Origin of the sequence: Xanthomonas campestris pv. badrii, from assembly GCF_012848175.1 — a bacterium.
GTDB lineage: Bacteria > Pseudomonadota > Gammaproteobacteria > Xanthomonadales > Xanthomonadaceae > Xanthomonas > Xanthomonas campestris_C.
Genome location: NZ_CP051651.1, coordinates 3,981,601 through 4,005,325, shown reverse-complemented (window position 1 = coordinate 4,005,325; position 23,725 = coordinate 3,981,601). Strand labels below are relative to the sequence as shown.

At 66.9% G+C, this 23,725-nt stretch carries 24 protein-coding genes; 12 read left to right on the top strand and 12 right to left on the bottom strand.

Going from position 1 to position 23,725, the window contains the following annotated elements; all coding sequences use genetic code 11:
- Positions 1-329: 329 nt before the first annotated feature.
- The 4 genes from HG421_RS17030 to HG421_RS17015 form a co-directional block, all read right to left on the bottom strand.
- Positions 330-869 carry a GTP-binding protein gene (locus tag HG421_RS17030; protein WP_169707387.1) on the bottom strand — a complete coding sequence of 180 codons (540 nt, stop codon included), beginning with the start codon at positions 867-869 and terminating at the stop codon, positions 330-332.
- Positions 866-1,786, bottom strand: a complete 921-nt coding sequence (locus tag HG421_RS17025) for a hypothetical protein (protein ID WP_169707386.1) — start codon at positions 1,784-1,786, stop codon at positions 866-868. Before HG421_RS17025 ends, HG421_RS17030 begins: the two co-directional genes overlap by 4 nt.
- A gap of 94 nt (positions 1,787-1,880) precedes the next feature.
- Entirely contained in the window at positions 1,881-2,240 is a 360-nt protein-coding gene (locus HG421_RS17020; protein WP_169707385.1) for a roadblock/LC7 domain-containing protein, read from the bottom strand.
- A 68-nt stretch (positions 2,241-2,308) separates the two neighbouring features.
- The gene (locus tag HG421_RS17015) at positions 2,309-2,761 is read right to left on the bottom strand and encodes a roadblock/LC7 domain-containing protein (RefSeq protein WP_169707384.1); all 453 of its coding nucleotides are present in this window, start codon (positions 2,759-2,761) and stop codon (positions 2,309-2,311) included.
- Positions 2,762-3,082: 321 nt separating this feature from the next.
- On the opposite strand from HG421_RS17015, the gene rocF reads away from it, so the two are divergent.
- The 7 genes from rocF (at position 3,083) to HG421_RS16980 (ending at position 9,522) form a co-directional block, all read left to right on the top strand.
- Complete coding sequence (gene rocF, locus HG421_RS17010) at positions 3,083-4,006, top strand: arginase (RefSeq protein ID WP_169707383.1); 924 nt, start codon at positions 3,083-3,085, stop codon at positions 4,004-4,006.
- A gap of 109 nt (positions 4,007-4,115) precedes the next feature.
- Positions 4,116-4,268 carry an entericidin A/B family lipoprotein gene (locus HG421_RS17005; RefSeq protein ID WP_011348912.1) on the top strand — a complete coding sequence of 51 codons (153 nt, stop codon included), beginning with the start codon at positions 4,116-4,118 and terminating at the stop codon, positions 4,266-4,268.
- 77 nt (positions 4,269-4,345) lie between these two features.
- Complete coding sequence (locus tag HG421_RS17000; RefSeq protein ID WP_104587691.1) at positions 4,346-4,480, top strand: entericidin A/B family lipoprotein; 135 nt, start codon at positions 4,346-4,348, stop codon at positions 4,478-4,480.
- A 219-nt stretch (positions 4,481-4,699) separates the two neighbouring features.
- A complete protein-coding gene (locus HG421_RS16995) occupies positions 4,700-4,909 on the top strand; it encodes a CsbD family protein (RefSeq protein ID WP_029221526.1) in 210 nt (69 codons plus the stop codon).
- A 153-nt stretch (positions 4,910-5,062) separates the two neighbouring features.
- Positions 5,063-6,352 (top strand): tryptophan--tRNA ligase, encoded by a 1,290-nt coding sequence (locus HG421_RS16990; RefSeq protein ID WP_169707382.1) that lies wholly within the window; start codon positions 5,063-5,065, stop codon positions 6,350-6,352.
- Positions 6,353-6,750: 398 nt separating this feature from the next.
- Positions 6,751-7,689: an MBL fold metallo-hydrolase gene (locus tag HG421_RS16985; protein ID WP_169707381.1), complete on the top strand. Its 939-nt coding sequence runs from the start codon at positions 6,751-6,753 to the stop codon at positions 7,687-7,689.
- Between the two features lie 180 nt (positions 7,690-7,869).
- The gene (locus tag HG421_RS16980; protein WP_169708241.1) at positions 7,870-9,522 is read left to right on the top strand and encodes a M28 family metallopeptidase; all 1,653 of its coding nucleotides are present in this window, start codon (positions 7,870-7,872) and stop codon (positions 9,520-9,522) included.
- A gap of 274 nt (positions 9,523-9,796) precedes the next feature.
- Here HG421_RS16980 and HG421_RS16975 read toward each other — a convergent pair whose 3' ends face one another.
- The gene (locus HG421_RS16975) at positions 9,797-10,186 is read right to left on the bottom strand and encodes a Rap1a/Tai family immunity protein (RefSeq protein WP_169707380.1); all 390 of its coding nucleotides are present in this window, start codon (positions 10,184-10,186) and stop codon (positions 9,797-9,799) included.
- 120 nt (positions 10,187-10,306) lie between these two features.
- Here HG421_RS16975 and yedA point away from each other — a divergent pair, with 120 nt between their 5' ends.
- Positions 10,307-11,203, top strand: a complete 897-nt coding sequence (gene yedA / locus HG421_RS16970) for a drug/metabolite exporter YedA (protein ID WP_169707379.1) — start codon at positions 10,307-10,309, stop codon at positions 11,201-11,203.
- A complete protein-coding gene (gene rarD, locus HG421_RS16965) occupies positions 11,200-12,117 on the top strand; it encodes an EamA family transporter RarD (RefSeq protein ID WP_169707378.1) in 918 nt (305 codons plus the stop codon). Before yedA ends, rarD begins: the two co-directional genes overlap by 4 nt.
- Before the next feature lie 55 nt (positions 12,118-12,172).
- On the opposite strand, the gene HG421_RS16960 is transcribed toward rarD, so the two are convergent.
- From HG421_RS16960 to HG421_RS16940, 5 genes are all read right to left on the bottom strand, one after another.
- The gene (locus tag HG421_RS16960; protein WP_169707377.1) at positions 12,173-13,288 is read right to left on the bottom strand and encodes an alpha/beta hydrolase family protein; all 1,116 of its coding nucleotides are present in this window, start codon (positions 13,286-13,288) and stop codon (positions 12,173-12,175) included.
- Between the two features lie 184 nt (positions 13,289-13,472).
- A complete protein-coding gene (locus tag HG421_RS16955; RefSeq protein ID WP_169707376.1) occupies positions 13,473-14,792 on the bottom strand; it encodes an ABC transporter permease in 1,320 nt (439 codons plus the stop codon).
- A 13-nt stretch (positions 14,793-14,805) separates the two neighbouring features.
- Positions 14,806-15,966 (bottom strand): ABC transporter permease, encoded by a 1,161-nt coding sequence (locus tag HG421_RS16950; RefSeq protein WP_169707375.1) that lies wholly within the window; start codon positions 15,964-15,966, stop codon positions 14,806-14,808.
- A 12-nt stretch (positions 15,967-15,978) separates the two neighbouring features.
- Positions 15,979-16,668, bottom strand: coding sequence for an ABC transporter ATP-binding protein (locus HG421_RS16945; RefSeq protein WP_169707374.1), 690 nt, complete (start codon positions 16,666-16,668; stop codon positions 15,979-15,981).
- 385 nt (positions 16,669-17,053) lie between these two features.
- Positions 17,054-18,298 (bottom strand): efflux RND transporter periplasmic adaptor subunit, encoded by a 1,245-nt coding sequence (locus HG421_RS16940; RefSeq protein WP_169707373.1) that lies wholly within the window; start codon positions 18,296-18,298, stop codon positions 17,054-17,056.
- Between the two features lie 428 nt (positions 18,299-18,726).
- Between HG421_RS16940 and HG421_RS16935 the strand changes: the two genes are divergently transcribed.
- The 3 genes from HG421_RS16935 to HG421_RS16925 all read left to right on the top strand — a co-directional run bounded on the left by HG421_RS16935 (position 18,727) and on the right by HG421_RS16925 (position 21,526).
- Positions 18,727-19,914: a sensor histidine kinase gene (locus HG421_RS16935; protein WP_169707372.1), complete on the top strand. Its 1,188-nt coding sequence runs from the start codon at positions 18,727-18,729 to the stop codon at positions 19,912-19,914.
- 81 nt (positions 19,915-19,995) lie between these two features.
- Positions 19,996-20,598 (top strand): response regulator transcription factor, encoded by a 603-nt coding sequence (locus tag HG421_RS16930; protein WP_064507673.1) that lies wholly within the window; start codon positions 19,996-19,998, stop codon positions 20,596-20,598.
- Between the two features lie 154 nt (positions 20,599-20,752).
- A complete protein-coding gene (locus HG421_RS16925; protein WP_169707371.1) occupies positions 20,753-21,526 on the top strand; it encodes a ThuA domain-containing protein in 774 nt (257 codons plus the stop codon).
- Positions 21,527-21,869: 343 nt separating this feature from the next.
- Here HG421_RS16925 and HG421_RS16920 read toward each other — a convergent pair whose 3' ends face one another.
- Positions 21,870-22,412 (bottom strand): cytochrome b, encoded by a 543-nt coding sequence (locus HG421_RS16920; protein ID WP_169707370.1) that lies wholly within the window; start codon positions 22,410-22,412, stop codon positions 21,870-21,872.
- On the bottom strand, positions 22,409-23,500 hold the full coding sequence (locus HG421_RS16915; RefSeq protein WP_169707369.1) for a catalase family peroxidase: 1,092 nt from the start codon (positions 23,498-23,500) through the stop codon (positions 22,409-22,411). Before HG421_RS16915 ends, HG421_RS16920 begins: the two co-directional genes overlap by 4 nt.
- Between the last annotated feature and the right edge of the window lie 225 nt (positions 23,501-23,725).

Genomic DNA, 23,725 nt, shown 5'->3' with positions numbered 1-23,725 from the left:
GATGGCAATCAAGCGCAGGCTCGGCAGAGACCGACACCGGCGAGATGCAACGCCGCTATTGCCTAACAGATATCACGGGTATGTCTTGTGTGCTGTCGGGAATGTCCCGATGCCGGTGTTTCCGTGCACTGGTCATACTGAATAAGTCAGACGCAGCGCTCATTCGTATCACGACCGAGTCGCGTTTCTGACTTCAAGGAAGATGGACGCGTCGCCGCCACCCTAGAGGCGGCATCCCCCGCGTGACGCCCTTTCAGGCCCGTCGTGACCGGATTCCTTGTTTATCGTTCTTACATCCACCGCGTCCACCGCGCAGCACATGCAGCCAATCAGGTCGCCGAGGTATGGCGGTAGGACAGCAGCGACTTCACCAGGAACGTGATCTGGGTGGCCGAGCGCGCATCCACACGCATCACCGGAATACGGAACCCTTCGGCGACCAGGCCATCGCGGAACGGCGGCAGCAGGAAGTCTTCGACCTCGTCGGTCATGGTGATGCCCACTGCCACGCTGGCGTCGGGTGCGATCTGCGCGAACTCGCGGAGCAGCGCCAGGGTGGCTTCGGGCATCTGCGGATCGCGCGCATTGGCCAGCACGATCACGCCCAGCGCGCCGTCGCAGACCAGCGGCCACATGAAATCCAGGTACTTCTGCCCCGGCACGCCGTAGACGTGCAGCAGTTCGCCGTCTTCCAGTTCGATCGAGCTGTAGTCCAGCGCGACCGTGGTGTAGGTCTTGTCGCCGTAGGCATCCTGGCTGAGCGGCATCTCGGTGCTGACCGGCTCCACGTCGGAGATGGCGCGCACGGCGGTGGTCTTGCCGGCGCCCATGCCGCCCACGAACACCAGTTTGTTGGCTGGAAGACTCATGACTGCGCCTGGAAAAGAGAGAGGCCAAACCGGCGTGCCACCCAGGAAAAGAACCGGGAATTGCTGCTGCTGTCCGGACGAGGCGGCAGTGACGGCACAGGAATCTCCGCAGTCTGGGCAAGGCCGCTGGCGAGTGCGGCGGCGAACAGGCATTCCACCGTCTGCAGCGGGAGCTTGCAAGCGCTGGCCAGCGCCTGCGGACGCCATGGGCGCGCATGCAGGTGGGCGATGGCGAGCAACTGCGCCGGCGAACTGGTCTGCGCGCTCAATTCCGGCCACTGGCGCAGCTGCAGCGCGTGGCTGGGTTCCACCGCCGGCAGGGCGGGGCGCAGATGCTCGGGCAAGGCGAAATACAGCGCTTCGAAGGAGACGCGCTGCGGCAATGGGGTGTGGGCATCGTCGGCCGTGTGCTGCCAGCCGGAGCGGTCCAGCGCGGCGATCAGCGCGTCCAACGCGACGCCGGCGGGCAGATGCAGGCAGTGTTCGGCCGGATCCACGCGCACCTGCAGCCCGGCGTTGCGCAACACCACCACGCCGGCACCGAATTCACCGCGGCAATGGCGCAGCAATAAGGCCGGCTCGGCCACCGGAGTGGCATGTGGCGAGGACAGCAGCAGGCGCATCTGTTCGTTGAGTTCGCGCACGGTGGCGCCATGCTTGAGCCAGGCGCCGGCCACCGGTGTGCGCGAGACCACCAGCACGCGCACCGGCTGGCCCTGCAGCGCCTGCCATGCAGCCAGGCCGTCGGCGGTTTCCAGGCCCAGCACCACGACATCGGCCGCGTGCTGCGGCCACTCGCCCAGCTGCACGTCGATGCGCTCGGCGAGCAGCAGCGAGCACGCCAGTTTCAGGCGCGTGGTGTGCAGCAGGTCCAGGCCGGCCGTGGCGACCCGCATGGCGTGGATGGGTGTGGTCATGAGAGGGCGCCGGCGTGGCGCAAAAGAACGACAACGCCTGCCGGTACGCACCGGCAGGCAGGGCCGGCGACGCGGGTGCGCCGCCGGACAGGCATCAACCGAAATCCAGGGTCTTTTCGAACGCCTTGAGCTCGTGGCGGGCCATCGCCAGATTGGCCTTGGCGCGGTCCAGCACCACGTACAGGAACAGCGTGCCGTTGCTTTCCAGCGGACGCAGCAGGTGGTACTGGCGCGACAGCGTGATCAGGATGTCTTCGATGGTGTCGTTCAGGCCGAGCTGCTCGGCGATGCGGCGCTTGGCGCGCACCACTTCGGTGTTGCCGGCGGCGGCCAATTCCAGGTTGAGTTCGGTGCCGCCGGTCATGCCCAGCGCCATGCCGCTGTCGCTGTCGACCAGCGCGGCGCCGACGAAACCGGCGAGCGAATGCAGGTGTTCCAGATTGAGTTTTGACATCGGTGGTCCCCTTCCAAACGGTGAGAAAAATCGGTGCGCTCGTGCAAGCACGAACAATGCCAACGGCATCAGCCAGCCGGTGGTGCCAGCGCCGTGGCCAGGCGGCCGGCGCAATCGCGCGCGTTGAACAACAGCGCGGCGGCATTGAGGTCGGCGCTGCCCACGGCGGTCAGTGTCAGTGGCTTGTCGGCGCGGATGCGGATCAGCACCAGCTGCCCACCGCGGGTGCTGACGGTGGCGTAGTCGGCTTCACTGAGGCCCGATTCGCGCGCCAGGGTCTCGCCCAGGGTCAGGAACGAATTGGCCATTGCCGCAAGCCGGCGCCCATCCACGCCCAGACTGGATTGCTCGGTGATGGCGCGGCCGTCGGCGGTGGACAGCATCAGCAGGGCAATGCCCGGCTCGCGCTCGATGGTCTGCGCGAACTCGCGCCCGATACGCTGCAAATCGTATAAATGCGACGCCCGCGCGACTTCGCCCACGGCAGCCTTGACGACCTGGTTGACGGCGTTATGCGGCATGAAACTCCCCCTGTTGCTGATGGCTCGAGCGCGTACGTGATGCGTGTCCTGCGCTGGCCGGCGCACCATACCATCCAGGTATCAGTGCGCAGTCACACCAGCCTCAGGTGTTTCACTGGGCGGTCAGACAAGCAGAATCTGCAAAGTCCAGCGCGCCACGAACTGCCGTGGCACGTCACAGTAGCGGCGCGTTGAGGCAGATCTAAACCCGTCCGTTGTGCGGCCAGGCGCAATGCAAGCCACATGCCGTGCTGCGCTGCCGCGCGTCACTGCGCGGACGCGCCACTAGACTGCACGGCTTTATCGATGCTGGAGCAATGCATGGCAACGCAGTACGTGCCGGTTTCCCTGATTGGCGTTCCCACCGACATCGGTGCCGGCCACCGCGGCGCACGGATGGGCCCGGAGGCGCTGCGCATCGCCGGGTTGCAGGAGGCGCTGGCCGGGCGTGGGGTGGAAGTGCGTGACCTGGGCAACCTGGATGGTCCACGCAATCCGTGGCAGCAGCCGCAGGCCGGTTATCGGCACCTGGACGAGGTGGTGGCCTGGAACCAGGCCCTGATGGATGCCAGCTACGCCGAGCTGCAGGCCGGCCGCATGCCGGTCATGCTGGGCGGCGACCATTGCCTGGGGATCGGCTCGATCACCGCAGTGGCCAGGTACTGCCGCGAGCAGGGTCGCCCGCTGCGGGTGCTGTGGCTGGATGCACATTCGGACTTCAATACCAGCGAGGTGACCCCCTCGGGCAACGTGCACGGCATGCCGGTGGCCTGCCTGTGCGGGCTGGGCCCGCAGGCGCTGACCCACCTGGGTGGCAGCGCACCGGCGTTGTTGCCCGAGCAGGTGCGCCAGATCGGCATCCGCTCGGTGGACCCGGATGAGAAGCGGCTGATCAAGCAGCACCGTATCGACGTCTACGACATGCGCTACATCGACGAAGCCGGCATGAAGCGCACCATGGAAGCGGCGCTGCAGGGCATGAGCGCCGACACTCATCTGCATGTGAGCTTCGATGTGGATTTTCTCGACCCCAGCATTGCGCCAGGGGTAGGCACCACGGTGCCGGGCGGCCCGAATTATCGCGAGGCGCAGCTGGTGATGGAGATGATTGCCGACACCGGCCGTATGGGGTCGCTGGATATCGTCGAGCTCAATCCGGTGCTGGACAACCGCAATGCCACTGCCGAGCTGGCGGTGGATCTGGTCGAGAGCCTGTTCGGCAAGTCGACCCTGATGCGAGATTGATCCAGCGCTGAACGCGGCACGCTGCCGTTCACATCAAATCCACGTCCGCGCAGTCAGATTTGGCGCCGAGCGAGGTGCGATCGCACCGGGCGCAGACCGAGGAAGACCTATGAAGCGACTGCTGACACTGATGGTGCTGGGCCTGTTTTCGGCCGGCGTGATGACTGGCTGCAACACCGTGGCCGGCGCCGGCAAGGACATGCAGGGCGCGGGCGACAAGGTCGAGAAGACCGCCGAAAAATGCAGCGACGGTAAGTGCTGATTCGCCACCGTTGCGTGGTGCTTGTTCGATTTGATTGATCTGCGGCAACGCGCCGCTTACCCATGAAGGAGTCTGTTATGAAGCGTGCAATTGTGCTGCTGGTGCTGTCGGTGTTCTCGGTCGGTATGCTGTCGGGCTGCAACACCGTCGCAGGTGCCGGCAAGGACGTGCAGGGCGCTGGCGAGAAGGTGGAAGATGCCGCGCGCAGGTGATCCACTTGCTGCAACGGTGAATACAAACGGGCCGAAAGGCCCGTTTTTTATGGCATTGTCTCCAGCGACGCTACAGGCCGGCCGCTAGCGACAGGCCTTACGCACGGCAACCATTCATCACGGTGAGCATGGGCTAGACATCTCTTGACCTGTGCGCAACGGTGCCGATCCCACTCTGGGCACACGGTCAATCGCGACCGCATGCAGCGGAGAACCGCAATGAACAAAGACATCATTTCCGGCAAGTGGACCCAGCTCAAGGGTCAGATGCAGGCCAAGTGGGGCGATCTCACTGACGATGACTTCAAGGTTGCAGAAGGTAATGCCGAATATCTGCAGGGCAAGTTGCAGGAACGCTATGGCTGGGACCGCGACCGCGCCCAGACCGAGGTGCGCGCCTTCGAAAAGTCGCTGCACGACGACCGCTGAGGCAACTCGCCCGCTCGCCCCTGGGTTGAGCAGGTCGTCTGGAAAGCGGGCCGCATGCGGCCCGCTCTCTTGTGGGGCAACGGCAGCGGCGGGGAGGCGGATGGGGCGGCGCGGAACCGTTAAACTTGCCGGCTGATTCCCTGGCCTTTGCAGATGACCACTCGCGTTCTTACCGGCATCACCACCTCCGGCACACCGCACCTGGGCAACTATGTCGGTGCGATCCGCCCCGCCATCCAGGCCAGCGCTGCCGCCGATGCGGAGAGCTTCTATTTCTTGGCCGATCTGCACAGCCTGATCAAGGCGCAGGATCCGGCGCGTACGCAGCGCTCCACCCTGGAGATCGCCGCCAGCTGGCTGGCCTGCGGGCTGGACCCGGACAAGGTGTGGTTCTATCGCCAGTCCGATGTGCCGGAGACCACCGAGTTGATGTGGCTGCTGACCTGCGTGGCCGGCAAGGGCATCCTCAACCGCGCGCATGCCTACAAGGCGGCGGTGGACAAGAACCGCGCCGACGGCGAGGACGACGATGCCGGCGTGACCGCCGGCTTGTTCATGTATCCGGTGCTGATGGCGGCCGATATCCTGATCTTCAACGCGCACAAGGTGCCGGTGGGGCGCGACCAGATCCAGCACATCGAAATGGCGCGCGACTTCGCGCAGCGCTTCAACCATGTGTACGGCCACGACTTCTTTACCCTGCCCGATGCGGTGATCGACGAGCAGGTGTCCACCTTGCCGGGCCTGGATGGCCGCAAGATGAGCAAGAGCTACGGCAATACCATCGCGCTGTTCGCCCCGCGCGAGGAGCTGCGCAAGCTGGTGTTCTCCATCGTGACCGATTCGCGCGCGCCGGGTGAGCCCAAGGACACCCAGGGTTCGGCGCTGTTTCAGTTGTACCAGGCCTTCGCCACGCCGGCGGAGACCACGGCCTTCGCGCAGGCGTTTGCCGAAGGGATCAGCTGGGGCGACGCCAAGCAGCAGCTGTTCGAGCGCATCGACCGCGAGATTGCGCCGCTGCGCACGCGCTACGAGGCACTGATGGCCGAGCCGGCCAGGATCGAAGCGATCCTGCGCGCCGGCGGTGCACGCCTGCGCGCGCGCTACGCCACCCCGCTGCTGGCCCAGCTGCGCGATGCGGTGGGCCTGCGCGACCTGTCCGATCAGGCGGGCCCGGTGGCGGTGCAGGCTGGCGAAAAAATCGCCTTGCCGGTGTTCAAGCAATACCGCGACAGCGACGGGCAGTTCTATTTCAAGTTGAACGATGGTGCCGGCGCCTCGCTGCTGCAGAGCGATGGCTTTGCCTCGCCACGCGATGCCGGGCAGTTGATCGCGCGCCTGAAGCAGGCCGTGCAGGCCAGCGATTTGCAATTGCCCGGTGTGCATGCCCAGGCCGATGCCGATGTGGTTCTTGCCGCGCTGCAGGCGCTGCGCGAGGCCTGATCGCAACGGCAAGGCGGGGCCTGGCTGGATGCATGGCCAGTGCATCGCGCGTCGTGCAGGAGGCTGAGCGATGCGTGTGTCCGGCGCTCGACCGTGTTGGGCACATCGTCATCGTTTGCCCGAAACCTACGGCATTGCGTGCGCGGTGACTTGGATCTGTGCCGCAGCTGCGAAGTCGTTGACTGCGCCGCTGCGGTGCTCGACCGGAGCCCATGATCCCGGACCGCTACCGCAATCAGGGGGCGCGTTTGTATGCCGCTGCCGCGGCGCACGTTCCGGTGCGTGTGGCGCAGTCCGGAGAACGCCACTGACGGCGCGCCAATGGCGACACGGCGCGGCACGGCGCGCCGATAATGGTACGGTCGGGGCGTCACTCGTCGTGCAGCTACGGAGTCGCAATGACAGCACTGGTTGATTCCAGCATCCATACCATCGATACCGGCTTTGGCGGGGCGCAGTTCGATGCGGCGTACCTGATTGTCGAGGGGCACCACGCAGCCTTTGTCGATTGCGGGACCTCGTTGTCGGTACCGCGCCTGCTGGCTGCCCTGCAGTTGGCGGAGCTGACGCCGGCGCAGGTGGACTGGTTGATCCTGACCCATGTGCATCTGGATCACGCTGGCGGTGCCGGCGCCTTGCTGCAGCACCTGCCCAATGCGCGCGTGCTGGTGCATCCGCGCGGTGCGCCGCACATGATCGACCCCACCCGCCTGATTGCCGGTGCCACTGCGGTGTATGGGCAGGACGAAATGGCGCGCAGCTATGGCCAGATCGTGCCGGTGCCGGCCGAACGGGTGGTGGAGGCCGTGGACGGGCAGGCGGTGCTGCTCGGCGCGCGCGCGCTGTGCACGGTCGATACGCCCGGACATGCGCGGCACCACCTGTGCGTGTGGGATGCGCGCAGCCGCAGCTGGTTCACCGGCGATACCTTCGGCCTGTCGTATCGCCAGCTCGATAGTGCGCAAGGTGCCTTCATCCTGCCGACGTCCTCGCCGGTGCAGTTCGAACCGGAGGCGATGCTGCACTCGATCGCGCGGCTGATGGAGGCCGCGCCGCAGGCGATGTATCTCACCCACTATGGCCGGGTCGACTCGCCCGGCCCGTTGGCGCAGGCGCTGGTACAGCAGATCCACGCGATGACCGAGATTGCGCTGGGCTGCGCGGCACACCCAGATCGCCACCGCTGCATGGTGGCGGCGCTGACCGCGCTGTATCTGGAGCGTGCCCGGCAGCACGGCTGCCAGCTGGACGATGCGGGCGTGGCGCAGCTGCTGGCCACCGATATCGAACTCAACGCGCAAGGGCTTGCGTGCTGGCTGGATCGCGCTGTGCGCTGACGGTGTTCGGAAGGCAGGCAGTGCAGTGCGCGTCAGCAGCCATCAATGCTGCCGACAGAGGCAATGGCATCGCCCGCGCGCTCAGCAGTGAACCCATCGCCGCGCATCGCGCTCCCGATCGGGCCGCGCGCTTGTAAACTGTCTGTCATCCATCCGTTGCAAGGCCTCACCGTGAATCCGATGCGCATCCTGTTGTTGTCCGCCTGCCTGTTCGTGGGAGGCGTGGCGCAGGCCGCCAACGATCTGCCCGGTGGCGGCATCGATGCCGAGGCGTTGTCGCGGCACGTGCGCCTGCTGGCCTCGGACGACTTCGAGGGCCGTGCGCCGGCCAGTGCCGGTGAGCAGCGCACTGTCGATTACCTGGTCGAACAATTCAAGGCGGCGGGCCTGCAGCCCGGTGGCGAGCAGGGCAGCTGGACCCAGGCGGTGCCGCTGGTGCGCGCGCAGGTGGAGGGGCCGGTGCAGGCGACCCTGCGCGTGGGCGGCAAGACCCAGACCCTGGTCAACGGCACCGATGTGACCTTGCAGAGCCTGCGTCCGCAGGCCGCCGTGGCACTGAAGAATGCGCCGCTGGTGTTCGTGGGCTACGGCATCAGCGCGCCGGAGCGGCAGTGGGACGATTACAAGGGCGTGGACCTGCGCGGCAAGATCGCGGTGGTGCTGATCAACGATGCCGACTTCGAGAGCGCGCAGCCGGGTGCGTTCGATGGCAAGGCGGTGACCTATTACGGCCGCTGGACCTACAAGTACGAAGAAGCCGCGCGGCGTGGCGCGGCCGGCGTGCTGATCGTGCACGAGACCGCGCCGGCCGCGTACGGCTGGGCCACGGTGCAGAGTTCGGGCCTGTCGCCGCTGTTCGACATCGAACGCAGCGACGCCGATGCCCGCGCGCAGCATGTGCAGGTGCGTGGCTGGATGCAGCGCACACTGGCACAGTCGCTGTTCAAGCAGGCCGGGCTGGACTTCGAGCAGGCCAAGGCACGCGCGCAGCAGCGCGACTTTGCGCCGGTGGCGCTGGGCGATGCGCGCCTGTCGGTGGACTTCAAGCTCAAGCGCGAACGCGTGGTCACCCATAACGTGGTGGCCAAGCTCACCGGCAGCCAACACCCGGACGAGACGGTGATCTTCTCCGCGCATTGGGATGCGTTCGGGATCGGCAAGGCCGATGCCTCCGGCGACACGGTGCGCCGTGGCGCGGTGGACAACGCCACCGGCGTGGCCAGCGTGCTGGAACTGGCGCGCGTGTTCGCCGCCGGCCCCAGGCCGCAGCGCACGCTGTATTTCATTGCGTTGACCGCCGAGGAGAAGGGCCTGCTCGGTGCCAACTACTACGCCGCGCATCCGCTGGCGCCGTTGGACAAGACCGTGGCGGTGCTCAACATGGAGATGTTCAGCCCCGATGGCCCCACCCGCGACATCGCCTCATGGGGGCGTGGACGGGTGTCGCTGGAAGGCGATCTGGAGCAGGCCGCCAAGGCGCGCGGGCGCACGTATTCGCCGGACCCGAATCTGGAAGCTGGCTTCTTCTACCGCGCCGACCATTTCGCGTTCGCGCGCATGGGCGTGCCGGCCATCACCGCCGGCCCCGGCCTGGACATGCGCGATGGCGGCATCGCCAAGGGCAAGGCGCTGCGCGAGAAGTATTTCGCCGACTGCTATCACCAGCCCTGCGACCGCTGGACCCCGCAGTGGGATGCCAGCGGACATGCCGCCGATACCACGCTGGTCTACGACGTCGGCGTGGCGCTGGCCAACGGCCGGCAGTGGCCGAGCTGGCAGGATGGCTCGGAGTTCAAGGCCATCCGTGCACGCAGCGATGCAGCGCGCAGGTAAGGGCCGCTAGAAAGCGGCTGCGCAGCCGGCAGGCGGGCGCGGCGGTTGCCTGGAATCGGACTGCGCCACGCGGACGCTCCGGCTCCGAGCGTGCTGTCCGCACTCCACACGTGCCGCACGACGGCTGGTGCGCCGCTGCAGAGCGTGACGGCCTCGGTGTCCGCCGCGTTTCGCCAGCCCGGCTTCATGCCTGCCTTGCGCTGGTGCCGATGCGGAGGGCATCGGTGCAGCACGGCCTCATGCAGCGCTTTGCAGGCGACTTCCTGCCAGCGTTCTACTTGCGGCACGGATAGCGTTTGGCCAATGCCTGGACGATCAGGCCGGGTGCGGGCTCATCCAGTCGTGCATCGGGCAATGCGCTGAGATCAGCCAGCAGTGCCCGCAGGTCCGGCGGGCCGGCCTTGCCTGCGGGCATGCACCACTGCGTGCGATACGTGGCGCTGGCCACGCCCAGCAGATAGGCGCCGGCGCGGCTGGCCGACACCATGACCTTGACTTCGGGTTGCCCGGGTGCGTCGATCTCCGGTGCCAGCGAGCCATCCAGTCCGGCGTCGATCAGCGCGTGACCGGTGAGCTCCCAGGGCTCGGGTGCGCGCGCGGCGGCTGCGGTGGTGGAGAACAGGCCAAGCGCGACCAGGGCCAACCAGGGAGTGCGATGCTGCATGGGCATTCCATCGTGATGAGGGTCGGGCGCACCATACCGCGCGCGCTGTGCACTGCCTGTGCGGCGTGTGCGTGTGCAGGTGATCTAGAATTGCAGCTTCCGCTGCAGTTGGCAGGTCCGATGTCTTCCTCTCACGACGCTGCCGCGCCCGCGCGCAGCGGGTTGGTCGTTATTGCGTTGTTGCTGGTCTACGTGGTCTGGGGCTCGACCTATCTGGCGATCCGGTTCGCGTTGGAGGGCGGTGCGCAGCCACTGACGATGGTGTCCGGTTCGCGCTTCATCATTGCCGGCAGCGTGCTCTACGGCGCGCTGCGCTGGCGCGGCGTGGCGGCGCCCACGCGCGCGCAATGGAAGAACGTGGCCTTGATGGGCGCGGCGCTGTTGTTGCTGGGCAACGGCATGGTGGTACTGGCCGAGCGCAGCGTGTCCTCGGGCCTGGCGGCTACCGCGGTGGCCTCGGTGCCGTTATGGATGGCCTTGTTCGGCGCCTTGCGCGGGCAGCATGCCAGTGGCGGCGAATGGCTGGGCATCGTGATCGGCTTTCTGGGCGTGGTGTGGCTCAATGCCGGCAGCAGCCTGACTGCCACGCCGGGTGGGCTGGTGCTGTTGCTGATCGCACCGATCGGCTGGGCATTCGGCTCGGTGTGGTCGCGTGGCCGCGATCTGCCGTCGCCCTTCATGACCGCCGCCGGGCAGATGCTGTGCGGTGGCGTATTGCTGGTGAGTACCGGCCTGCTGATCGGTGAGCGCCCGCACGCCTGGCCAACGCCGCACGGGCTGATGGCAGTGGCCTACCTGTGCGTGTTCGGATCGATCGTGGCATTCACCGCCTATGTGTGGCTGCTGCACCACGTGCGCCCGGCGCTGGCTGGCAGCTACGCCTACGTCAACCCGGTGATTGCGGTGGCGCTGGGCGCGTGGCTGGGGCATGAGCGGTTCACTGCGCACGACCTCGGCGCCATGGCGGTGATCCTGGCGGGCGTGCTGGTGGTCACCCTGGCCAGGGCGCGGCGATGAGCGCGCCGGTGCCGGTGTCGGCAGTGGAAGCGCGGCGCGGTCTGGTGATGACCGCCGCGAGCTTCGTGATCTGGGGCCTGGTGCCGCTGTACTGGCATCTGCTCAAGGTGGTGCCGTCGCTGCAGATCATTGCGCACCGCATCGTGTGGAGCGCCGTGCTGGTGGTTGCGTGGCTGGTGGCGAGCTCGGGCCTGAGGTGGTGGCGCACGATTGCCGCGCAGCCGCGCGCGCTGAGGATGCTGGCCGCCAGCAGCGTGGCGATCGCCTTCAATTGGGGCCTGTATATCTGGGCCATCAACGCCGGGCATGTGATCGAAGCCAGCCTGGGCTACTTCATCAATCCGTTACTGAGCGTGTTGCTGGGCGTGCTGGTGCTGAAAGAGCGCCTGCGCGGCATCCAGTGGCTGGCGGTGGCGTGCGCCGCACTCGGCGTGCTGTGGCTGACCATCGATGCCGGTGCGCCGCCGTGGATTGCGCTGGGGCTGGCGGTTTCGTTCGGCCTGTACGGGTTGCTGCGCAAGCTGGTGGCGGTGGACTCGGTGGCCGGCCTGGGTGTGGAAAGCGTGTACCTGTTCGTGCCGGCACTGCTGGTTGCCGCATGGGGCGAGCAGGGCCATGGCGGCGCGTTCTTCAGCGGCTGGAATCTGCGCACCGATCTGCTGCTGATCTTCGGTGGCGTGGTGACGGCGGTACCGCTGATCGGATTTGCCTACGGCGTGCGGCGGATCCCGCTGTCGCTGGTGGGCATCCTGCAGTACATCGGGCCGAGCCTGCAGCTCCTGCTGGGCGTGTGGTTCTTCCATGAGCCGTTCGACCAGGGGCGCGCGCTGGGGTTTGCTGCGATCTGGGTCGGGCTGCTGCTGTTCGTCGGCGACAGCGTGGCGCGTTCGCGGCAGCCGGTGGCGGCGCGCTGAGCCAGCGCCGCACTGCACGTGATGCGTGTGGCGTGGAGCAGCGCGCTTGCCGCGCTCAACTGCGCGGCACCGCCAGGGGGCTGGCCACTGCCAGCGTGGAGGCCGGCAGCGCTTGCGGCGCAGGGCAATGGGTGGGGTCTTGTTGCACCTGCGCCAGCCACTGATCGATTGGGCCACCGAGCAGATCCAGCCGTAGCGGCAGGCTCAGATGGTTTTCGCCGGCCAGCTCCAGGTAATGCGCACGCGCGCTGGCCAACGCCAGTGCGCGGCCATGCGCCACCGGAATGTGCTGGTCGGCATCGCCGTGCAGGAGCAGCACGCAGCTGCGCGTGTGCGCCAGCGCCTGCGCCACATCGACGTGGTCCAGATCCAGCCTGAGCTGGGCATCGGCGGCGGCGATCACCGCATCGATGTTCTGGTCGGCGTAGCGCCAGCGCGCATAGGCCGCCACCGCCTGCCCGCGCCAGCCGCTGGGCTGGCTGGCCAGCAGATGCGGCACCATGTCGCGGATGCCGCGGCCGGCATTGGCAAAGGATTCCATTGCCACCACGCCGGCCACGCGCGGGCCGAGCTTGTCGGCCGTGAACAGTGCGGTGGCCGCACCATAGGAAATGCCGAACAGGTACAGCGGCCCCTGGATTTGGCCACGCGGCTGCAGCGCGTTGAGCACATCGATCACATCATCGGACTCGCGCGTGCCGTAGCCCGACGGGCCGCCACCGGAATGGCCGTGGTTGCGCAGATCGATGGTGATCACCCGATAGCCGGCCTGCGCCAGCTGCAGCGACCAGGGCAGCAGCGAATCGCCGTCCATCATCCAGCCGTGCAGCAGCACGATGGTGCCGCGCGGCGCAGGCGGCGTGGCGGTGGGCACTGAGAAGGTAAAGTCCACATCCAGCGCGTGCGCCGGGTCCTGGCGCTGGCCCAGGTAGCGGTAATGCACGGCGTACTGGCCGGGATCGATCGCACGCCAGAAGATCGGCACCTGATCGCGCGTCACCACATGGCCGCTGCGGTTGGGCACCGTGGCGATGGTGGCGGCGATGCGATCTTCGTCCAGCAACGGCGACACGCCACCGGGCGCGACCAGGCGCTCGCTGAGCGAGGTGGAAGACGAAGAACAGCCGGCCAGCCACAGGCAGGCGCAGGCCAGCAGAAGCAGGCGCGTCATGGCAGTACATCCATGGAGCAAACGGCCGAGCAGGCTACGGCCTGCCGGCCCGCGCATCTACCGCACTGCGGTGACAAAACCATGACAACCTGCAATACATTCAGCCGCAGCAGCGCATTTGCTCCGCTTTGGCTGTCACGATTCCCCACTCCCGATTCCCCATTCCCGGCGGGCCACCGCCCGCCTACACCTCACGCAAGGCCGTGGTGATCGGCAACCGCGCCGCCCGCAGGGCCGGAAACAGCCCGCCCACCAAGCCGATGCCCAGCGCCCATTTCAGCCCGCTCCACAGCAGCTCCGGCGACACCTTGAACTGGAACACCACCTGGCTGAAGTTGTTGCCCAGCGTGGAGACCGTGTAGCCATTGAACACCGCCCAGGCGATCAACCCGCCCAGCAGCCCGCCCAGCAGCGCCAGCAGCATGGTTTCCAGCATCAGCGCCATGATCACCGGCGTGCCGCGAAAGCCGATCGCGCGCATCGTGGCGATTTCGCGCGCACGCGTGGCGACCGCCGCATACATGGTGTTGAGCGCACCAAAGACCGCGCCCACCGCCATGATCGCGCCGATCACCGTGCCCAGGATGCTGATCAGCTTGTTCAAGCCACCGCCTTGCTTGCCGTAGTACGCGCGGGTGGTTTCCACATCCAGCTTGAGCCGCGGGTCGGCGGCCATGGCGGCCTTGAACTGCGTAAAGCCAGCCTTGCCAGTGGTGCGCACATGGATCGACTGGTAGGCGCTGCGGTTGTAGGTGGTGGCCAGCGTCTGCGCATCGGTCCACAGCTCCGAATCGTGCGCATCGCCGGAGGCGAACACGCCGACCACGGTCCACTGCTGGCTACCCAGGGTGAGCGTCTTGCCCAACTCCAGCCCGCGGAACTGGTTCAACGCGCCCTTGCCGACCACCAGTTCGCGCAGGCCGGGGGTGAAGCGGCGGCCCTGCGCGATCTTGACCTTCTGGTGCACCGCCCAGGCCTGTTCGCCCACGCCACGCAACTGCGCGTTGACGTCGGTGCCATCGGCGCGCGAGGCGATGTTGACCACCTGCGACAACTCCGGCGACACCTGCGGGCGCCCGTTGGCATCGCTTGCGATGCCGGGCAGGCTGCTGATCAGTGGCACCAGGTCGCGGGTGATCACCGAATTGGTCTCCGCCTGCGAGCCGCCGCGCAGAACAATCGCGGTGGTGTCATCGCCGGTGCTGTTGAGCGTGGCCTGGAAGCCCTCGCCCATTGCCAGCATTGCCACCAGCACGCCAACCACGCCGGCAATGCCGACCACGATCACCGAGGTGGACCCCCAGCGCTGCGGCAGGCTGGCGATGCCGATGCGCGCGGCCGCCAGCGACAGGCGGCCGCTGCGCGTGGCCACCAGCCACAGCGCCAGGGCCACCGCGACCGCCAGCACGCCGATCCACGGCAACGCAATCCAGATTCCCAGCCCCACCGCCAGCACCACCACCGACAGCAGGTTTGCCCCACGGTTCTTCCATTTGCTTTGCATCTGCGTGCTCCTGTCAGCGGCCGGCGAGGGCATCGACGATCTTCAAGCGCTGCGCGCGTAACGCCGGCAGCACACCCACCACCAAGCCGATGCCGACCATCAGGGCCAGCGCAACCAGCCAGGTCTGCAGCGGCACGCTCTGCGTGGGCATCAGGCCGCCGCTGCGTGCGGACACCGCCGGGATCACCAGCGCGGCCAGGCCCATGCCGATCAAGCCGCCCAGGCCGATCAGCAACACCGATTCGATCATCACCAGGCTCAACACCGTGCGGTCCTGGAAGCCCAGCGTCTTGAGCGTGGCCAGTTCCGGAATCCGCTCGCGCACCGCTTGCGCCATGGTGTTGCCGGTCAGCAGCAACAAGGTGAAGAACACCGCGGCCATGATCGAGGTGACGATCAGGCCGATGTCGGCGAACTGCTTGACGAAGGCCTGCTGGAACGCCGATTCGGTCTGCGACTTGGTTTCGTGATCGGAGTTGGCCGAGAGCGCATCGATGGCCTGCGCCACGCGCGAGGCCTGGTCGGGATTGCTCAGGGTCACCGTCATCCAGCTCACCTGGTTCTTGATGTAGTCGTTGGATTCATCGAAATATTTCCAGTTCATCATCAACTGGCGTTCCTGGTTGGCCGCCACCGTGCGGTCCTTCATGCGGAAGATGCCGACCAGCTGCAACGGCCAGTCGTTGCTGCCGCTGCGCGGGAAGATGGTGGCCTGCAGCGGAATCGTGTCGCCGATCTTCCAGCCGAACTCCTTGGCCAGGGTTTCGCCCACCACCGCGCCGGTGCGTGTGGTCTGAAAGGCCTTGAGCTGGTCCTTGGGCAATTGGTATTCGCTGTAGACGTCGAAGAAGTTCGGCGCCACCGAGAAATTGGGGAAGAAATTCTTCGGGTCGCGGTAGATGCCGCCGAACCACATGGCCGAGGTCACATCGCGCACGCCCGGCACGCTGCGCACCTGCGCTTCCAGGCGGATCGGCAGCGACTGGGTGATCGACAGCCGCGAGGCCACCACCAACCGGTCCACGCCACTGACGCTGCCGCCGGAGGTGAAGGCCACGCGCACCGAATCGAGCATGCCGAACAACAGGAACGCCGCCACCACCGACAACAACGTCAACAAGGTGCGCGTCTTGCTGCGGAACAACTGCGCCCACACCAGCGAGAGATACTTCATGGCAGCGCTCCTTCAGAGCACGAGTGGCGCGTCGGCCAGCTCGCCCTTGTCCAGATGGATGGTGTGGGTGGCGTACTCGGCCGCCTTGGGGTCGTGGGTCACCATCACGATGGTCTTGCCGTGTTCTCGATTGAGTTCCTGCAGCAGGCGCAGGATGTCCTCGGCGTTCTGGCGGTCCAGATCGCCGGTGGGTTCGTCGCAAATCAGGAAGGTCGGGTCGGACACGATGGCGCGCGCGATCGCCACGCGCTGCTGCTGGCCACCGGACAGCTCGCTGGGCTTGTGGCTGCGGCGTTCCTGCAGGCCGACCAGGGTCAATGCGATCTCGGCATTGCGCTTGCGCTGCGCGGCATTGAGCGAGGTCAGCAGCAGCGGCAGTTCCACGTTCTTCTGCGCGGTGAGCATCGGCATCAGGTTGTAGAACTGGAAGACGAAGCCGACGTGATGGCTGCGCCAGGTGGCGAGCTGTCCGCCGCTCATGCGGTCGATGCGCTCACCCTCGATCTCGATCTCGCCGCCGCTGGGGCTGTCCAGGCCACCGATCAGATTGAGCAAGGTGGTCTTGCCGGAGCCGGACGGCCCCATCAGCGCGACGAAATCGCCGCTGGCGATTTCCAGGTCGATGCCGTGCAGCACCTGCACCTGCTCGGGTCCGCGTTGGTAGGTCTTGGTGATGTTGCGCAAACTGACAAGAGCGGTCATGGCGAGTCCTGGCGATGCAAGGGAAGAGGAAAGCGAAGGGCGGCACGGCGACGGCGACTGCACAAGCGGTGGGGCGGATGGCGCTGCTGTGGCAGCGATGCAACAGGGCGCTGAACAAAACTGGCGTGCGTGTGATCGGGATATCCGGCTTCAACAGCTGGTTGGGTCAATAATCAATTGCGCAGCACTCATGGTGGATACGGGCATTGCACAAAGAGTCCTGGGCTTGCCCGGAGCGATCGCAGCGCAGCTTCCGTACAACGCTGCGATCACCAGTTCCAGCCCACTGCGGTTTTGGTGGGACGACGCGGCATGCCTGCACAGCAGTAACGGCAACACGGAGTGCGCCGCGGCCGCAGCGTCTGCGCGCTGCCGCCGCGAATGGTTATTCGGTCGGGTCAGGCTCCGCTTCGGCCACCGTGTCGCCATCCTTCAAGGTCTGCGGCGGGTTGAGCACCACGCTATCGCCCGCATTCAAGCCGGTGACCACCTGCCGATCCTGGCCCATCAGCATGCCGGTGGTGACGGTCCTGGCGGCCACGGTGTTGCGCTCACCGACAACGAATGCCAGCGTGGCGCCATCGCGTTCGACCAGGGCAGCGGCCGGTACGCGCACGCCCTGGGGCCTGGACGCCTGCTGCGGTTTGGCCTGCTCCAGGAAACTCACCCGCACGCCCATTTCCGGCACGATGCGCGCGTCCTTGACCTTGAAGGCCACCCGCACTTTCACCGTGGCCTTGCCGCGGTCGGCGGTGGGAATGATGGCGATCACCTCACCGGGGATCTTCCAGTCCGGGTAGGCGTTGAGCACCGCTTCCACCGGCATCTTCGGTTGTACGCGGCCGATGTAGGACTCGCCCACTTCCACTTCGATCTCCAGCGAGTCCATGTCCACGATAGTGCCGATGCCGGTGCGGGTGAAGCCACCGCCGGCCGACAATGGCGAGACGATTTCGCCCGGCTGCGCAGCCTTGGCGGTGACCACGCCGGCGAACGGCGCGCGCACCACGTTGAAGTCCGAACGGATGCCGGCAATGGCCAGTTGGTCCGATGCCACCTGCACGTTGCGTTGCGCATTCTGCAACTGCGCACGCAAGGCATCGCGTTGCGCGGTGGCCTGTTCGTACTGCGAGCGCGAGACCAGCTGCGCGTCGACCAGCGACTGCAGGCGCGTGGCATCGGCATTGGCCACCGCCAGCTGCGCCTGCATGTTGTCGACCTGGCTGCGCGCGGCCGACAGCTGCGAGGCCGACAGCGTGCGCTGCGCATCGGCATCCAGCGGGTCGAGCGTGGCCATCACCTGGCCTTGTTCGACACGCATGCCTTCTTCGATCATCACCTCGCGTACCTTGCCGGTGACCTGGGCCGACACCGTGGCCATGCGCCGGGCAACCACGTAACCGGACGCATCCAGCACCGAGGCGCTGCTGCTGCCGGCACTGATCGCCACCACCGGTGCGGTCTGCACCTTGACCACCGGAGTGCGGGTGAACCACCACACCGCAGCTGCCAACACCAGCACCAGGACGATGGCGGCGATGATCCAGCCGCTGCGGCGTGCGGGTGGCGGCGCGGCAGGGCGCTGGCGGTCGATGCGAAGTTGCTTGAGCAGATCGGCGGATGTGTTCATCGAGAACCAGGACAGAAGGCTGCGCAGAATGTGACCGCCTGCAAGGCGCGCCGCAAGCTGCCGGAAGTCACCAACCCCAACGCGGCGACAAACGGTAGGCGAACGGTGCAGTGGCAATGCCGTGCAGCATGCGGCCCGAGCGCGGCACCCACCAGTGACAGCTGTCATCCGCAGCCCATGACAGGCGCGACTGTGCGCCAGTGGTGCCCACGCGCAGGCTGGCGCTACCGAACAACCGTGGGATCCCGCATGCGCCAGCACCGCCTCGATGCAATGCACTCTTGCAGGCAGCGCTGCAGCGCGCTGCGCGAGGGCGTTGCATGAGCAGGCGCGCGCATGAGGCCGCTGATCGGGGCCACTCTGCGACGCCGCGTGCCCAGGCGGACCCGGCAGTGGCAGAATCCGCGCAACGACAAGGATCCATTCCGATGCATGCAAGGCTCCCGGCCTGGCTTCGTCCGGCCGCACATTCGCAAGTGGCCGCACGCCTGGCGCAAGGCCAGTCGCCGTGGATGGACTGCGTGCACCTGCTGTGGTCGGCCTGGGTGTTCGTGGTGCCGGTGTTCTCCCCGCGTGGCTATGACAGCACCTGGCTGTTGTGCACGGTGGTGTCGTACCCGCTGTTCCTGCTGCTGTACGCGCGCATGTTGCTGGCGCCGCGCGACAGGCTGTACCGCTATGCCTGGGCGATGGGGATACTCAGCGCCGCGCTGCTACCGGTATACGCCTCGGGCATCAGCTACTTCGTGTTTGCCTGCCTGAGCCTGCGGCCTTCCACGCGGCATGCGCTGTGGCGGCATGTCGCCATCCTGCTGCTGATGAACGCGCTGTACCTGGCCTGGGCACGCTGGCTCGGGCTGGGCTGGCAGGGATTGGTGTGGTTGCCGGTGTCCGTGCTGGGCATGGCCGCGGTCGGCGCGGTGTACAGCATCAACGAGCGCAAGGACGCGTTGCTGCGCCTGTCGCAGGACGAAGTGCGCCGGCTGGCGGCCACTGCCGAGCGCGAGCGCATCGGCCGCGATCTGCACGACCTGCTCGGCCACACCTTGTCGCTGGTGGCGCTCAAATCCGATCTGGCCGCGCGCCTGATCGAGCGCGACCCGCAGGCGGCACGCGGCGAGATCGATGCGGTGGCGCAGATCTCGCGCGATGCCCTGGCGCAGGTGCGCCGCGCCGTCACCGGCATTCGCGCCGCCGGCCTGGTGGCCGAGCTGGCCTCGGCAAAGGTGCTGCTGGACATGGACGGCATCGTGCTGGAACACACGCTGGACGCGTTGCCTCTGCCGCCCGAGCACGAGACCGCCCTGGCGTTGGTGGTGCGCGAGGCCGCCACCAACGTGCAACGCCACGCCCAGGCCAGACGGGTCCGGGTGAGCCTGCGCGCGCAGGACGGCCGGGCGGTGCTGGAGATCACCGACGATGGACGCGGCGGGGTGATCGTGCCCGGCAATGGCCTGGATGGCATGCGTGCGCGCCTGCAGGCCCTGGGTGGCGGGTTGGAAGTGGACGCGCTGCCACGCGGCATGCGCCTGCGCGCCAGCGTGCCGTTGCCGCACGCCATGCCGGAGCCGGCCCACCCACCAGTGCCGCTGCCCCTGGTGCCGCAACCACGCTGAGCGCTCACCGGCCCGGCCGCTGCACGTCGCCGTGCTGCGCTGTTATCGTGCGCAACCGTTGCACAACTGCGAGCGCGAGCGATGATCCGGGTGTTGTTGGCCGAAGACCAGGCCTTGCTGCGTGGCGCGCTGGTGGCCCTGCTCGGGCTGGAAGACGATATCGACGTGGTCGGCAGCGCCGGCGACGGCGAGAGCGCCTGGCGCGAGCTGCAACGGCTGCAGCCGGATGTGCTGGTCACCGATATCGAAATGCCCGGGCTGAGCGGCCTGGAGCTGGCCCAGCGCATCCAGCGCCAGGCGCTGCCGGTGCGGGTCATGATCGTCACCACCTTTGCGCGCCCCGGGTTTTTACGGCGCGCGCTGGATGCCGGTGTGGCCGGCTATCTGCTCAAGGACGCGCCGGCCGAACAACTGGTCAGCGCCTTGCGCCAGGTGCATCGCGGCGGCCGGGTCATCGACCCGCAGCTGGCACTGGATGCGTGGGTGGAAGCGGACCCGTTGAGCGAGCGCGAACGGACGGTGTTGCGCCTGGCCGGCGAAGGCCGCTCGGCCAGCGAGATCGCCCAGCAGCTGCAGCTGTCGCACGGCACCGTGCGCAACTATCTGTCCGAATGCATCGGCAAGCTGGGCGTGGCCAATCGCATCGAAGCGTATCGGCTGGCGCGGCAGAAGGGCTGGCTCTAGCGTTGCCCGGTCGCGTGATTGCCTGCGCGCGTCGCTCGCTTCAGGCTGGAGCAGGCGCGAGGCTGCGATCCACAGCTATTCCAAATGCGTGCGAAAGCATGCCGTCTGCGCGCAGGTACACTGCAGAACGATCGTAACGTGGACGAGCAAACGCATGAAGTATTTGTGGCTGTTGGGCCTGCTGCTGGCCTGTGCATTCAATGCGTCCGCCGAGCAATTCAAGATCCTGGTGGCGGCCATTCCCAACCAGTATCACCACGACTATATCCCCGTCGCCAAGCCGCAGTTCGAAGCGATGGCGCGCAAGCATTATGTCGAGATGGTATGGGCATGGAATGCCAAGGCCTTCGATGGCGATCTTTCGCAGTACGCGGCCATCGTGCTGCTCAATACGCCGGCCACCGACCTGGATCCGGTCCAGCGCGCCAACTTCCAAAAATACGTACGAAACGGCGGCGGCGTGGTTGCCGTGCACAAGGCATTTGCGATCAAGCGCGGCGACTGGGAGTGGTACGACCATTTGATCGGCCGCTCGTTCCGCACCCATCCCTACCTGCAGACCGCGATGGTCGACGTGGTGGACGCCAACTTCCCGGCCACTGCCGGCCTGCCCAAGCGCTGGGTGTGGAGCGACGAGTGGTACGAGTACGATCCGCCCTACAGCGACGATCTGGTCACGCTACTCACGGTGGATGAAACCAGCTACGACCCCACGCTGATCTGGCCGGGGCAGGTCGCCAAGGGCATGGGCAAGCACCATCCAGTGGCGTGGTACCACCATTTCGAGGGCGGTCGCGTCTTCGCCACTGCGTTGGGCCACCAGGCCGAGGCCTACAACGACCCGCGCTATCTGGAGCATTTGTATGGCGGGATTTACTGGGCCGCCACCGGCAAGGGTATCGAAGCGCCTGCATCAGCGATTAAATGAAAACACCAGCATTAAGTAGACTTTCTCGCGCAGGATGAGGAACGATGCCTCTCTCCACGGGAGCGGGTTGGGGTGAGGGTACGGGGCGAAGCCCCCTGGGAATGAGCATTGCGAGGCTTCGCCCGCACCCTCATCCGCCCCTGCGGGGCACCTTCTCCCCCATAAAGGAGGACAATGTCCCGGCGGGAGAAGGGGACTGAGCTCCTCTCGTCGGGACTTCGGTACCTTTCACGGGGAGGAGGAATCAAGCCCCTCTTCCATTGAAAAAGGGCGCGCGGTGGAGGGTACATCCGCGCAGCGAAATCACTCTGCACAACACGTCACCCAGCCCAGCTCCACCGCATCAACGCGCCGACCGCTCCCCACGCGCCATGCTGGAAAACACGCCATCGCGGCGCACCCAGGCATGGAACAGTGCCGCGCTCAGATGCCCCAGCACGGTGGCGAACAGCAGATACGCCAGCCAGCCATGCGCGCTGCGCAGCCAGGCATACAGCGCCGGATCGTGCGGGGCGATCGGCGGCAGGTTGGCGCCTGGCCACAGTACGATCGGGTAGCCGCCGGCCGACAGCATCGCCCAGCCGATCAGCGGCATGCCCAGCATCAACGCATACAACAGCCAATGCGAGGCGATCGCCGCGGCCTTCTGCCAGGTGGGCAACTCCGCAGGCAGTGCCGGCGGGCGATGGCGCAGGCGGTTGATCAGGCGCAGCACGGCCAGGACCAGGATCGCGATACCCAGCGGGCGATGCAGGTCGATCAACCACGGCCGTTGCGTCACCGAGGCGACCATGCCGACACCGACGAACAGCATGGTCAGGATCATCGCGGCCATCAGCCAATGCAGCACGCGCGCGGGAAGATTGAAATGCGTCGGACGGCTCATTGATGTGCTCCCTGGCCGGTGGCGGCACTGCCCTTGCCGCTGGCGATCTCGCGCTCGCGACGGTTGAACGATTGCGAATACACCGACGAGCGCGCGGCCAGTATCGGGTCGTTGGAGGCGGCAAGGCCCTTGGGCAGGATCAGCGGATCGTAGTTCAGATCGCGGCACGGCCCGCTGGCCTGCGGTTGCGCGTGATCCAGGGTCAGCGTGCCGGCCACGATCTGCTTGCGGCTCTCCGGCCACGGCTGCGAGGGATCATCCACCGCATCGCCGGGTTCGGCCACGGTCAGCACCATGTCCCAGCGCAACGGCCCCTGCGCCAGCCGCGCATCCAGGTCGGTGGCGAGAAAATCGCCATCGGCCTGCTTGCGTTGCTCGGCGCTCAATGCCTTGAACGGCGTATGCGGGCGCATCGACCAGCGGATATAGCGCTCGCGTCCGTCGGCTGCAATTGCGCGGAAGGCGTTGACGCCGTTGTACTGGGTATTGGCCCAGCTATCGGACCAGGGCGCGGTCTTGGCCCACTCCTGGAACTTGGCGGCCTCCGGATACTGCTTGCCGAACGCGGCCAGTTTTTCCGGATCCGGTTTGCCGGTGGCCGGGTCGGGTTTGGAGGCCACGTTCAAGGCCTGGAAACCGGCCGGGGTGGCCACCACGAAGAACGGAAAGCTGTTCATGGCCGTGCGCCACTCCTGCCCGTCGTCGCTGCGCAGCAGCAGCGCCATGCTGCGCACGCGCGCCTGTCCATCGGCGCCATGCGGGTCGCCACCGCCGATCGACATGCGTCCCAGCACCGGCGTGCTGGTCTGGCCGAAGACCCGCGCCGACGACAGCCAGCTCGCCTTGCCGCTGGACTGGAACTGCCCGCTCACGCACACGCCCTTGCTATGCGCGCGCCGGAAGCCCGGATGCGGCGGGCCGCTGGATTCGATGGTATCGGTCATGCGCGCGGCGGTGAGCCGGTCGCCGCCGATCCAGCCGGCGGTCCAGGCAAAGGCGATGGCGATTCCACCGGCGATGGCAGCAATGCCCAGCAACGGCAGCACCGGGCGGCGCGTGTGTCCGGGGGAGGGAGGTGGCAACGTCATGGCTGGCTCCGAGTGGATGGATGGAGTGAGACGGCGCGTAGACCCATCGATTCCACGACCGTGCATGCGGTGCGAGACGTTCGCGGCAGGCAGGGAATCATCTTCCTCCCGGCGCGTCCATATCGTGATGCCGCTGCCACTGCCCATGCATGAGCCCGACGACGCCCAGCTGCAGGCAGTGCTGCCCCTGCGCTCCACACCCGAAGCCGCCGCCGTCATGTTGGT

Coding starts and splice junctions, on each gene's coding strand:
- HG421_RS17030 (WP_169707387.1), bottom strand. CDS start 869: ATGAGTCTTCCAGCCAACAAACTGGTGTTCGTGGGCGGCATGGGCGCC.
- HG421_RS17025 (WP_169707386.1), bottom strand. CDS start 1,786: ATGACCACACCCATCCACGCCATGCGGGTCGCCACGGCCGGCCTGGAC.
- HG421_RS17020 (WP_169707385.1), bottom strand. CDS start 2,240: ATGTCAAAACTCAATCTGGAACACCTGCATTCGCTCGCCGGTTTCGTC.
- HG421_RS17015 (WP_169707384.1), bottom strand. CDS start 2,761: ATGCCGCATAACGCCGTCAACCAGGTCGTCAAGGCTGCCGTGGGCGAA.
- rocF (WP_169707383.1), top strand. CDS start 3,083: ATGGCAACGCAGTACGTGCCGGTTTCCCTGATTGGCGTTCCCACCGAC.
- HG421_RS17005 (WP_011348912.1), top strand. CDS start 4,116: ATGAAGCGACTGCTGACACTGATGGTGCTGGGCCTGTTTTCGGCCGGC.
- HG421_RS17000 (WP_104587691.1), top strand. CDS start 4,346: ATGAAGCGTGCAATTGTGCTGCTGGTGCTGTCGGTGTTCTCGGTCGGT.
- HG421_RS16995 (WP_029221526.1), top strand. CDS start 4,700: ATGAACAAAGACATCATTTCCGGCAAGTGGACCCAGCTCAAGGGTCAG.
- HG421_RS16990 (WP_169707382.1), top strand. CDS start 5,063: ATGACCACTCGCGTTCTTACCGGCATCACCACCTCCGGCACACCGCAC.
- HG421_RS16985 (WP_169707381.1), top strand. CDS start 6,751: ATGACAGCACTGGTTGATTCCAGCATCCATACCATCGATACCGGCTTT.
- HG421_RS16980 (WP_169708241.1), top strand. CDS start 7,870: ATGCGCATCCTGTTGTTGTCCGCCTGCCTGTTCGTGGGAGGCGTGGCG.
- HG421_RS16975 (WP_169707380.1), bottom strand. CDS start 10,186: ATGCAGCATCGCACTCCCTGGTTGGCCCTGGTCGCGCTTGGCCTGTTC.
- yedA (WP_169707379.1), top strand. CDS start 10,307: ATGTCTTCCTCTCACGACGCTGCCGCGCCCGCGCGCAGCGGGTTGGTC.
- rarD (WP_169707378.1), top strand. CDS start 11,200: ATGAGCGCGCCGGTGCCGGTGTCGGCAGTGGAAGCGCGGCGCGGTCTG.
- HG421_RS16960 (WP_169707377.1), bottom strand. CDS start 13,288: ATGACGCGCCTGCTTCTGCTGGCCTGCGCCTGCCTGTGGCTGGCCGGC.
- HG421_RS16955 (WP_169707376.1), bottom strand. CDS start 14,792: ATGCAAAGCAAATGGAAGAACCGTGGGGCAAACCTGCTGTCGGTGGTG.
- HG421_RS16950 (WP_169707375.1), bottom strand. CDS start 15,966: ATGAAGTATCTCTCGCTGGTGTGGGCGCAGTTGTTCCGCAGCAAGACG.
- HG421_RS16945 (WP_169707374.1), bottom strand. CDS start 16,668: ATGACCGCTCTTGTCAGTTTGCGCAACATCACCAAGACCTACCAACGC.
- HG421_RS16940 (WP_169707373.1), bottom strand. CDS start 18,298: ATGAACACATCCGCCGATCTGCTCAAGCAACTTCGCATCGACCGCCAG.
- HG421_RS16935 (WP_169707372.1), top strand. CDS start 18,727: ATGCATGCAAGGCTCCCGGCCTGGCTTCGTCCGGCCGCACATTCGCAA.
- HG421_RS16930 (WP_064507673.1), top strand. CDS start 19,996: ATGATCCGGGTGTTGTTGGCCGAAGACCAGGCCTTGCTGCGTGGCGCG.
- HG421_RS16925 (WP_169707371.1), top strand. CDS start 20,753: ATGAAGTATTTGTGGCTGTTGGGCCTGCTGCTGGCCTGTGCATTCAAT.
- HG421_RS16920 (WP_169707370.1), bottom strand. CDS start 22,412: ATGAGCCGTCCGACGCATTTCAATCTTCCCGCGCGCGTGCTGCATTGG.
- HG421_RS16915 (WP_169707369.1), bottom strand. CDS start 23,500: ATGACGTTGCCACCTCCCTCCCCCGGACACACGCGCCGCCCGGTGCTG.